General features: G+C 68.7%; 11 protein-coding genes. 4 read left to right on the top strand and 7 right to left on the bottom strand.

Going from position 1 to position 9,995, the window contains the following annotated elements; genetic code table 11:
• The first annotated feature begins 149 nt into the window (after positions 1 to 149).
• The gene (locus K8V84_RS11200) at positions 150 to 1,505 is read left to right on the top strand and encodes an HD-GYP domain-containing protein (RefSeq protein ID WP_304073930.1); all 1,356 of its coding nucleotides are present in this window, start codon (positions 150 to 152) and stop codon (positions 1,503 to 1,505) included.
• Positions 1,505 to 2,839 (top strand): HD-GYP domain-containing protein, encoded by a 1,335-nt coding sequence (locus K8V84_RS11195; RefSeq protein ID WP_304073927.1) that lies wholly within the window; start codon positions 1,505 to 1,507, stop codon positions 2,837 to 2,839. Before K8V84_RS11200 ends, K8V84_RS11195 begins: the two co-directional genes overlap by 1 nt.
• Before the next feature lie 32 nt (positions 2,840 to 2,871).
• Here the strand turns inward: K8V84_RS11195 and K8V84_RS11190 are convergent, their stop codons facing one another.
• Entirely contained in the window at positions 2,872 to 3,612 is a 741-nt protein-coding gene (locus tag K8V84_RS11190; protein WP_304073926.1) for a GntR family transcriptional regulator, read from the bottom strand.
• Positions 3,613 to 3,758: 146 nt separating this feature from the next.
• Here K8V84_RS11190 and K8V84_RS11185 point away from each other — a divergent pair, with 146 nt between their 5' ends.
• The gene (locus K8V84_RS11185) at positions 3,759 to 5,303 is read left to right on the top strand and encodes a sensor histidine kinase (protein WP_304073923.1); all 1,545 of its coding nucleotides are present in this window, start codon (positions 3,759 to 3,761) and stop codon (positions 5,301 to 5,303) included.
• 139 nt (positions 5,304 to 5,442) lie between these two features.
• On the opposite strand, the gene K8V84_RS11180 is transcribed toward K8V84_RS11185, so the two are convergent.
• On the bottom strand, positions 5,443 to 5,703 hold the full coding sequence (locus tag K8V84_RS11180) for a WhiB family transcriptional regulator (RefSeq protein ID WP_304073921.1): 261 nt from the start codon (positions 5,701 to 5,703) through the stop codon (positions 5,443 to 5,445).
• A 272-nt stretch (positions 5,704 to 5,975) separates the two neighbouring features.
• The gene (locus tag K8V84_RS11175; protein ID WP_304073920.1) at positions 5,976 to 6,905 is read right to left on the bottom strand and encodes a diacylglycerol kinase family protein; all 930 of its coding nucleotides are present in this window, start codon (positions 6,903 to 6,905) and stop codon (positions 5,976 to 5,978) included.
• Between the two features lie 85 nt (positions 6,906 to 6,990).
• Between K8V84_RS11175 and K8V84_RS11170 the strand changes: the two genes are divergently transcribed.
• On the top strand, positions 6,991 to 7,392 hold the full coding sequence (locus K8V84_RS11170; protein ID WP_304073919.1) for a hypothetical protein: 402 nt from the start codon (positions 6,991 to 6,993) through the stop codon (positions 7,390 to 7,392).
• A gap of 59 nt (positions 7,393 to 7,451) precedes the next feature.
• On the opposite strand, the gene K8V84_RS11165 is transcribed toward K8V84_RS11170, so the two are convergent.
• The 4 genes from K8V84_RS11165 to K8V84_RS11150 all read right to left on the bottom strand — a co-directional run.
• Complete coding sequence (locus K8V84_RS11165; RefSeq protein WP_304073928.1) at positions 7,452 to 8,210, bottom strand: RNA polymerase sigma factor SigF; 759 nt, start codon at positions 8,208 to 8,210, stop codon at positions 7,452 to 7,454.
• 41 nt (positions 8,211 to 8,251) lie between these two features.
• The gene (locus K8V84_RS11160) at positions 8,252 to 8,677 is read right to left on the bottom strand and encodes an anti-sigma factor (RefSeq protein WP_067601466.1); all 426 of its coding nucleotides are present in this window, start codon (positions 8,675 to 8,677) and stop codon (positions 8,252 to 8,254) included.
• Between the two features lie 125 nt (positions 8,678 to 8,802).
• A complete protein-coding gene (locus K8V84_RS11155) occupies positions 8,803 to 9,294 on the bottom strand; it encodes a GNAT family N-acetyltransferase (RefSeq protein ID WP_304073915.1) in 492 nt (163 codons plus the stop codon).
• 111 nt (positions 9,295 to 9,405) lie between these two features.
• Positions 9,406 to 9,995: class I SAM-dependent methyltransferase (locus K8V84_RS11150; RefSeq protein WP_304073913.1), on the bottom strand; the 590-nt coding region annotated here is incomplete at its 5' end.

Below are 9,995 nucleotides of genomic sequence, written 5' to 3'. Positions count from 1 at the left end.
GCTTTTACCGGATGGACCTGGTGGTAGAACAGAACCGGTGAAACCATGACAGTCCGGTCGTCGTCGGTGGGGGGTGAACGGGGGTGCGGGCTCTTCCAGGGGGCGCGCGTGTCTACGTAGGGATCATCGTTGTCAGTGCCGTGGCCATTGTGCTCATCGGTCCCTATCAAGGGATCGACCTGGGGACTCTGGCGCTCATGGTGGTCCTCTTCGTGGTCGCCGAGTCGATCAGCACACACGTCCTCGTCGACGTCAAAGAGGCCGGTATCTCGCCCAGTTCGGCCGTGGCGCTGGCCGCGGTCGTTCTGGTCGGTCCTGTCGGCGCCGCCGTCGTCGGGTTCTCCTGCGCTCTGGCCCTTCGACGACAGGCCCTGGTCAAGCGGGCCTTCAACGGGGCCCAGTACGCGATCGCGGGCTACGCGACCGGACATGTCTACCTCCTGCTCGGCGGGACCGTCGGGGTGCCGACCCAGTCGGACTTCCCCGGGATCGTGCTCCCGTACGTCGCGGCGGTCCTGACCTACACGGTGCTCAACTCGGCGCTCATCGCCATCCTCATGTGGTGCCTGGGCGCCCCCCGTCGGGCCCCGGGTCGTCGGCCCCAACGCTGGCGTCCCCTGGTCGCCCTGGAGATCTCCTCCATCGGCTACCAGATGCTGGGCCTGGCGATCGCCGCGGTCTGGGGCGCGGTCGGTGTCGTCGCGACGCTGCTGATCCTGTTGCCGCTGTTCATCGCGCGATGGACCTTCGGGCAGCAGACCGCGGAGGCGCGTGCGCACGAGGCCACCCTGGCCACCCTGTGCCAGGCGGTGGAGACCAAGGACTACTACACCCGCGGGCACTGCATGCGGGTGGCCGAGGGTTCGGCCATGATCGCCGCCGAGCTGGGCATGTCCGCCGAGCGGGTGCAGAAGATCCGGTACGCCGGGATGCTCCACGACATCGGCAAGCTCGGGGTCCCGACCAAGGTGATCCAAAAGACCGGCAAGCTCACCGACGACGAGTACGCCGCGATCAAGCTGCACCCGACCCGCGGTTACGAGATCGTCCGGGAGATCAGCTTCCTCGACGAGGCCCTCGCCGGCATCCGCCACCATCACGAACGATTGGACGGGCGCGGCTACCCGATGGGTCTGGTCGGGATGGAGATCCCCGAGTCCGCCCGCATCATCAGCGTCGCCGACGTCTTCGACTGCCTGACCTCCACGCGGTCCTACCGCAAGGCCTGGTCGGTGGAGGAGGCCATCGTCGAGCTCCGCCGGTGCGCGGGCACCCAGTTCGACCCCCGGATGGTCGAGGCCCTGGTCCGCGCGGTCAGCCGAGAGGGTTGGCAGACCCCGGACATCACCGAGCCTCCGGGTGGCCGCTACGGTTCCACCGAGAAGGCCGACTCCACCTCCGCCACCGGCACACCCGTGCCGGCCCCGGCGAAGAAGGACGGCGGCGCGGCCACGGTCGCCGAGTCCACCTCGGCCGGAGCCGTGACGGGTGGTCAGGACCGGTGATGACACAACAGCAGTCGGACGGACCCGCGTCCGTGGGCCCCGAAGGCGTCGGGCCCGAGGGCGGCGCCTTGGAGCTCCAGCGTCGGCGCGAACCGTTCTGGAACACCTCGCGCCCCCTGCGTGCCCTGCTCGTGGCGGGGGTGGGCGCCGCGTCCCTGACCGCGTTGGTCGGTACCGCGGTCAACGGGGTCGTCGACCCCGAGGTCGCCCTGGCGTTCTGTCTGGTCATCGCCGCGGGCGAGCTGGCCAGGATCAACCTGCCCGGGCACCGGGAGTCCGCCCCGATCGCGCTGTCCGGCGCGATCGCCTACGCGTACCTGATCAGTCTGGGCGGGGAACCGGTCGAACACGGCGTCGGCCAGGTCGTGGCGGTGGTGGCCTTGGGCGTGGCCCTGGGCGAACTCCCGCACGTGGCCGTGGGGCGCAGCCCCAGGGTGGAGGGGGTCGCCCGCCGGGTGCTCACCGCCCTGCTGCTGGCCGCGGCCTTCCGGCCGTTGGCCGATCACCTGTCCTTGACCGAACCGTCGATCCTGCTCGCCCTGATCATGATCGGACTGATCATGGCGGCCTGGCTGCTGGACGTGGCGATCTCCGCGCTGCTGCGGGCGGAACGACTGCGCACCCGCCCGTGGGTGGCCGCCCAGGACGAGGCCAGGGCCCAGGTCGCCACCGGTGTCGCGATCGCCTCCAGCGGTGTGCTCATCGCGCTGGCCTGCACCGTCACCGGGCTGGTCGGCCTGCTGGTGTTCAGCGCCCCGCTACTGGTCTCCCAGGTGGCCTTCCGCCGGCACGCCGAGGTGCGCCGCACCTACCTGGAGACGGTGCGGGCGTTGTCCCGGGTCACCGAGGTGGGCGGCTACGTCGAGAACGGGCACTCCCGCAGGGTGAGCCGGCTCGCCCATGGCATCGCCTGCGAGCTCGGCCTGGCCGAGCGCGAGCTGTTGGAGCTGGAGTACGCGGCGCTGATGCACGACATCGGTCAGTTGTCGCTGCGCGAACCCATCGCGGGCGGGGCCACCGTGCTGTCCTCACCACGTGAGCAGCGCCGCATCGCCGAGCTGGGTTCGGCGATCATCCGGGAGACCGGTGTGTTGGACAACGTCGCCGAACTGGTCCGCCGCCAGTGCGAACCGCTGGGTGGCGACGGCGACGAGGGCGTGCCCCCGTTGGGCAGCCGCATCATCAAGGTCGCCAACGCCTTCGACGACCTCGTCGGTGACACGCGCGAGGACGAACGCCGCTCCGCGGTGATCGAACGGTTGCGGATGGACACCGGCAGCGAGTACGACCCCCGTGTGGTCGACGCCCTGGACCGGGTGCTCGCCCGCGGCTGAGCCTGTCGGCCGCGGGCGGTCCTTGCGGGCGGTCAGTCCATCGGGGGGCGCAAACGTGTGACGAACTTGTACCGGTCACCGCGGTAGAGCGAGCGCACCCACTCCACCGGGTGGCCGTCACCGTCGAAACTGTGCTGGCAGTGCAGGACCAGCGGCAGACCCACGTCCACGCCGAGCAGCCGGGCCTCGTTCGGGGTCGCCAGTACGGTCTCGATGGACGCCTCCGCCTCCGCGAGGGACACGTCGTACGCGCTCGCCAGAGCCTCGTAGAGCGACGCGTAGCGGTCGAGCTGCCGTCGGAGCCCGGGGAAGCGTCGTGCGGCCAAATGGGCGGTCTCCACCGCCATGGGTTCGCCGTTGGCCAATCGGAGCCGTTCGATCCGCAGTACACGACCACCGGAGCGGATCGCCAGGAGTTCGGCGAGCTGGTCGTCGGCGTTGATGTAGCTGACGTCCAGGATGCGGGTGGCCGGGTGCAGACCGTGGGCGCGCATCTCCTGGGTGTAGCTGGTCAACTGCAGGATCTGGGCGACCTTCGGCTTGGCGACGAACGTGCCCTTGCCCTGGATGCGCAGCAGGCGGCCCTCGACCACCATCTCGGTCAGGGCCTGCCGCACGGTGGTGCGAGAGGTGCCGAACTGGGTGGCCAAGGCACGCTCCGGCGGGACCGGGTTGCCCGCCGGCATCGCCTCGATCAGCTCCAGTAGCTGCTTCTTGACCTGGTAGTACTTGGGCACCCGGGGGTTGCCGTCCAACGCCCGCTGAACCGTCATCAGTCTCCTCCGCCGCGTCCAGTGTTCGCCACGCACATCCCGTGCCGTGATGGCCGGTGGCCGACCCTTTCGGCCACCGATTGGTGTGGACCATTGGTCGAGTGCGTATCCCTTGAGTATGCACGGCTTCATGGGATGATTTGTGAGTGCCTCACCTCAGCGACCTCATTCGCCGCCACACGTCACTCAAACAGGCGGACCTGGAGTGGATTCACTCCCTGGTCTCGGACTGGCAGCTCCTGGCCGACCTCTCCTTCGCGGACCTCGTGCTGTGGGTGCGTCTGCGCGAGGACGACGGCTGGGTGGCGATCGCCCAGATGCGACCCACCACCGGCCCCACCGCCTTCCAGGACGACCTGGTCGAGACCGTTCTGCGAGACGACATGACCGATGTCACCTCCCGTTCCGGGCTCAGGGTGGTCGGCCGCCGCGCCCTGATCGATCGGGCCTGGAGCGAGGGAAGGATCTGCCGGGACGGCGACCCCGACTGGTCCGGCGGGGTTCCGGTGCGCGAGGAGACCATTCCGGTTCGTCGCCAGGGCAACCTCATCGCCGTCATCCAACGCAGCACCAACCTCAGTTCGGCGCGCACGCCCAGCCGGCTGGAGCTCACCTACCTGCAGAGCGCCGGCGACCTGGCGCAGATGATCGCCGAGGGCGCCTTCCCGTTCAGCGACCAGGGCCCGCTCATGGTGCGCTCCCCGAGGGTCGGCGACGGTCTGCTGCGACTGGACCAGAACGGGGAGGTGGTCTACGCCAGCCCCAACGCGTTGTCCGCCTACCGGCGCTTGGGCCTGACCGCGGACCTGGTCGGGGCCCGCCTTGACCGCACCACCCTGGAACTGGCCGCGCAGGGAGAGGCGCGCGACGAGAACCTCACCTACACCGCCAGCGGCCGGGCGCCGCAGGAGGCCGAGGTGGAGGCGCGCGGCGTCACCGTCCAACTGCGGGCCATTCCGCTGATCATCGACGGGGTGCGCATAGGGGCCCTGGTGATGATCCGCGACGTCACCGAGCTGCGTCGGCGCGAGCGCGAGCTCATGACCAAGGACGCCACCATCAGGGAGATCCACCACCGGGTGAAGAACAACCTGCAGACCGTGGCCGCGCTGCTGCGTCTGCAGGCCAGGCGCCTGGACGTGCCGGAGGCACGGGCCGCGCTGGACGAGGCGGTGGGCCGCGTGGGCTCGATCGCGATCGTGCACGAGATGCTCTCGCACACACCCGACGAGGTCGTGGACTTCGACGACATCGCCGACCGGGTCATGCAGATGGCGGCGGAGGTGTCCTCGACCGGTGACGTGGTCGTCCCGCGCAGGATCGGTGGGTTCGGCCTGTTGAACGCGCTGGTGGCGACGCCGCTGTCGATGGTGCTGGCCGAACTGGTGCAGAACGCGGTGGAACACGGGCTGGGGCAGGGGCCGGGCAAGATCGAGGTGCGGGTACAGCGCTTCGACACCGGGCCCGGGTTCCCGGGGCCGAGCAGTCTGGAACTGGCCGTCTCCGATGACGGTGGGGGCCTACCGGAGGACTTCGACCTGGAGGGCGCCACGAGTCTGGGTCTGCAGATCGTGCGCACCCTGATCGTGGGCGAGCTCGGTGGCACCCTGGCGATCAAGCCGAAGGAGAGCGGCGGCACGGAGATCGCGATCAGCCTGCCGCTGGAACACCCCGAGGGCGCGCTCCCCTAGGAACCGGGGGAGGGGCCGCGGGCTTCGTACGGGCTCAGGGGATGGTCCCGTCGGAGGTGAGCCGGTCCCCGCCCGCGCCGGCGGGGATCGTTCGGCGTCGTTCGTCGTTCGAAAGGAGGGTCCCGGGAGGGGACGCGCTTCAGTGGCTACGGGCCATGGGGCGCTGCGTGGAGCCGCTGCGCTTGCGCATCCGGCGGCGTTCCTCCTCGGAGGTGCCACCCCAGACCCCACCGTCCTGGCCGCTCTCCAGCGCCCACTTGAGGCAGGCGGAGCTCACCGGACAGCGTTGGCAGACGGCTTTGGCCTCCTCGACCTGGATCAGTGCGGGCCCGAAGTCGCCGATGGGGAAGAAGAGTTCGGGGTCTTCGTCACGGCAGGCTGCGTCATGGCGCCAGTCCATGCGGTCCACTCCTCACAGATTGTGAAGCTTTTCACGATCGCTGTGCAAGGGCACCCGGCGGGAGGCTCACCGGAAACGGGTCTCCGGCCGGGAGGGTCGAGCTTTCATCCCACGGCCATGTGGGAAGAGCTCGTATTAACTCGCCCGTAACTCGCGGCGATATCTTGAGCGTGACAGGGTCACGACAGGCACGCAAGAGTTCCCGAGGTCAAAGGTCCTGATCGACGTGTCGGGTGCGTCACAGTAGGTCGGAATGGCTTCATTCGCCGGAATTAACAGAAGATTCGTAATGCCTTCGGTACCGACTGGAAGTTGACCTCTTCACGCTCACCCAGGTATTCACCGTCGATTTGGAAGGCCCTCGGGTGGTTCGACGTGATGCGCAGTGAACCCTGGTCGTGCCAGGTCACGTAGCCTTCGCCCCGCCCTGGAAGGCCTTTGGGCAGGAACATTTGCGAAAGTACCCAACCGGTCAACCAGTACGAGGAGCGGGTCAGCGCGAAAGCGTCCAGGCCCAGCTCGAAACGGGAGGACGGGGTCGGTTGAAGCGGTAGGGCCCCCGCGTACGTCCATGGTGTGGTGTTGGTGACCAGGGCGAAATAGACGTCCTCCAGGGACCTTCCGCCGGTCGACACGGTAAGTGACGGGTCGCGTATATCCCCACCGAAGAACAGCTTTACCGCGACCTCCGCGTACAAGGCGGGAGTGGCCTTCCGGCCGTTCTCGCGTTCGTGCTCCACCTGCTGCACCACGTCGGCGTCCCACCCGAACCCGGCACAGAACGTGAAGTAGCGATCGTCCAGGTGGCTGGTGATCCGGCCCAGGTTGACCTCGCGCTCACGGCCGGAACGGATCGCCGCGAGGATCTGCCCGGTCGCCTCCACCGGGTCACCGGAGACCCCCAGGGCGCGAATGAACACGTTGGCGCTGCCCCCGGGGATGACCGCGTAACGGGGGCGTTTCCGCTCGGGGACGGCCAGGAGCCCGTTGACGACCTCGTTGACGGTCCCGTCGCCGCCCAGGCTCAGCACCAGCTCGAAACCGCCCTCGGCGGCGTCTCGCGCCAACTTCTGGGCGTGGTCGCGGTAGGAGGTCTCCACGACGGTGACGTCCAGTTCCGACCTCAAGGCACCCAGGATCACCTCGCGGGTGCGATCGGTGGTCGTGGTCGCTTTGGGGTTCACGATGAAGAGGGCGCGCACCCGGCCAGTGTAGGGGGTCGGGGTCGCGGAGAACCGTGCCAGGGGCGGGGCCGGAGAGGGCGGTGGACCCGTATAGGTTTGACGCGTGTCTTCGCGTCCCATCACTCTCATCATCGCCGCCGCGTTGGAGGCCCTGATCGGGCTGGTCGCGGCCGTCGGCGGGCTCTACAGCCTGTACACGGCGATCGCCGGCGAGGCCACGGACGTGGCCTCCTCCGCGATCCCGCTCACCGTCATCGGCCTGGGCGTCGGTGGCCTGTTGATCTTCGTCGCCCGTGGGCTGCTGCAACTGCGCGAGTGGTCGCGCACACCGGTGGTGGTCACCCAGCTGTTCATGGCGGTGGTGGCGTACTACATGTTCACCGGCGAGCAGTACGTGATCGGTGGTGTCATGCTCGTCACGGCCGTCGTCACGGCCGCCGCCGTCCTGGCACCGCCCACGACCGCCGCGCTGTACCCCGACGAGACGCCGCCCAAGAGAAAGTGACGGCGAGGCCGTGTTCGGGCGCCAGAGGCGGGCAGAACCCGCCGGCGCCCGAACGACCGCTAATCGTCGGTGGTGAGTGCCTGGCGCAGCTGGGCCAGGGTCCGCGCCAACAGACGGGACACGTGCATCTGCGAGATCCCCAGCTCCTGGGCGATCTGTGACTGGGTCATGTTGCCGAAGAAGCGCAGCAGCAGGATCCGCTTCTCTCGGGGTGGGAGTTGTTCCAGGAGCGGCTTCAACGACTCCCGGTACTCCACGCCCTCCAGCGACTCGTCCACGATGCCGAGCGAGTCCGCGACGGCGGGTGCGTCCTCGTCACCGCTGTCGGGAGCGTCGAGCGACACCGTCGAGTAGGCGTTGGCGGACTCCAGGCCCTCCAGCACCTCCTCCTCGGTCATCTGCAGGTGCTGGGCCAACTCCGCGACGGTGGGGGAGCGCCCCTCCCGTTGGGAGAGGTCGCTGACCGCCTTGGTCAGCGAGAGCTTCAGCTCCTGGAGGCGGCGGGGAACCCGGACCGCCCAACCCTTGTCCCGGAAGTGGCGCTTGATCTCACCGACGATCGTCGGGGTCGCGTAGGTGGAGAACTCCACCCCGCGCTCCAGATCGAACCGGTCGATGGACTTGATGAGTCCGATCGTGGCCACCTGGGTGAGATCGTCCAACCACTCACCACGGTTACGGAACCGTCGGGCCAGGTACTCCACCAACGGCAGGTGCAGTTCCACCAGCTCGTCACGTATGGCGCGCCGTTCGGGCGAGTCCGCGTCGAGTTCGTTAAGGCGCTCGAACAACGCTCTCGCGCGCGCCCGGTCGGGCACCGCGTGCTCGGTCTTCGCTGTCAGAGCGGGCCCCCTTTCGCTCACGCCGGCTCCAGCGTGCCGCGACGTTTGTACAGGACGATGTAGACGCGATCGTCCGGTCCGACCCCCGCGTCCACGTCCCCCGCCAGCGCGGACAGTACGGTCCACGCGAAGGTGTCGCGGGCCGGGAGGCGCCCGTCCGCGGTCAGGACCGAGACGGAGATGCGCATTCCGTCAGGGGTGAGTTCGAATTCCGTGGTCAGTTCTGTGCCGGGCAGCGCCTGGGAGAGGAGCATCGCGCAGGCTTCGTCGACACCGATCCTCAGGTCCTCGATCTCGTCGAGGGTGAAGTCGAGTCGAGCGGCCAAGCCGGCCGTGGCCGTCCGCAGCACCGACAGATAGGCACTGTCGGCGGGCATGTTGACGGTGACGGCGTCGCGTACACCGGTGGCGTCGGCCGTGGGCACAGCGGTTTCTTCGGTCACGTCCCTCCTTCGGGGGGCGAGGTTGCCGCTTGAATGCAATGTATCTCGTTTCACCCTGCCACTGACGCAGGGAAGTGAGATCGTGTCCGACCGATGATGGCCGAACCCGAGACGAATGGTCGGACTCAGGTCCGCGCGGAACCCACAGCGACCAGCGCGTCGCCGTCCAGACGACGGACCGTCCACTCGTCCATGGGCGTGGAGCCCAACGACTCGTAGAACCCGATGGCGGGGGTGTTCCAGTTCAACACCGACCACTCCAGGCGTGCGTAGCCACGTTCCACGCAGATCCTCGCGAGGTTGCGCAGCAGGGCCCCGCCGTACCCGTGGCCGCGCATCTCGGGTCGTACGTACAGGTCCTCCAGGTAGATCCCGTGCCTGCCGGTCCAGGTGGAGTAGTTGAGGAACCACAGGGCGAACCCCGCCGGCACGACGGTGCCGTCGGCGTTCTCGTGCTCCACGACGTGCGCGTACACCGCCGCGTCCGGACCGAACAGCGCTCGGTGGAGGTCGTCCTCTGTCGCCACCGCCGCCTCGGGTTCCTTCTCGTATTCGGCGAGTTCACCGATCATCCGGTTGATGACGGGAACGTCGTCGGGGTGGGCAGGGCGGATCATCGGACCACCTCGGGCGGGTCGGTAACGGCGGACGATCCCAGAGTATGCGCCTGACGGGAGGGGGACGGGGGCTGCGTCCTGCGTGTGGCGATGGGGAGGCCCGCACACCGATCAGTGCGGTCGGTGCGCCACCACGCGTTCCACCAGTCCGAAGAACAGCCGGTCGTGGTGGCCCACCTCGAAACCGACCTCTCGGGCGATCTCCCGGGGGAGCCTGCGCGGGTGTGCGCGTCGGCGTTCCCGCAACAGCAACGGCATCCGCGTGTACTCGATGTGGTCGACCAGGAGCAGCCGGCCGCCGGGCACCAGGACGCGGTGCATCTCCCGCAGGGCGCTCTCCTGGTCGGGGATGGTGCACAGGGAGAGCGTGCACACCACGGTCTCGAAGGAACGGTCGGGGAAGGGCGGAGTCTGCGCGTCGCCCTCCACCAGGGTGATCGACCGTCCCAGGTCATCGGCTTTCTCTCGGGCCTTGGCGAGCATCGCGGGGCTCAGGTCCAAGCCCGTGAGTTCCACCTGGGGCGGGTAGTACCGCAGGTTCCGCCCGGTCCCCACGGCCACCTCCAGGGTGCGTCCGCGCGCGCCGGAGCACAGGAGCTCCCTGGTGTCGCGGATGGCCGCGTGTTCGCAGTGGCCTCCGAGGTCGTATCGGCCCGCGCGGCGCTCCCAGAGCCGACGTGCCTTTTCCGTACGCGAGTCCA

Origin of the sequence: Nocardiopsis listeri (assembly GCF_020741345.1) — a bacterium.
Lineage (GTDB): Bacteria > Actinomycetota > Actinomycetes > Streptosporangiales > Streptosporangiaceae > Nocardiopsis > Nocardiopsis listeri_A.
Note: the sequence above shows the minus strand (reverse complement) of the source record. Positions and strands in the feature narration are given on the sequence as shown.

Bases quoted from the DNA above. Each gene is read 5' to 3' on its own strand.
- K8V84_RS11195 (WP_304073927.1), top strand. From the start codon at position 1,505: ATGACACAACAGCAGTCGGACGGACCCGCGTCCGTGGGCCCCGAAGGC.
- K8V84_RS11190 (WP_304073926.1), bottom strand. From the start codon at position 3,612: ATGACGGTTCAGCGGGCGTTGGACGGCAACCCCCGGGTGCCCAAGTAC.
- K8V84_RS11180 (WP_304073921.1), bottom strand. From the start codon at position 5,703: ATGGACTGGCGCCATGACGCAGCCTGCCGTGACGAAGACCCCGAACTC.
- K8V84_RS11155 (WP_304073915.1), bottom strand. From the start codon at position 9,294: ATGATCCGCCCTGCCCACCCCGACGACGTTCCCGTCATCAACCGGATG.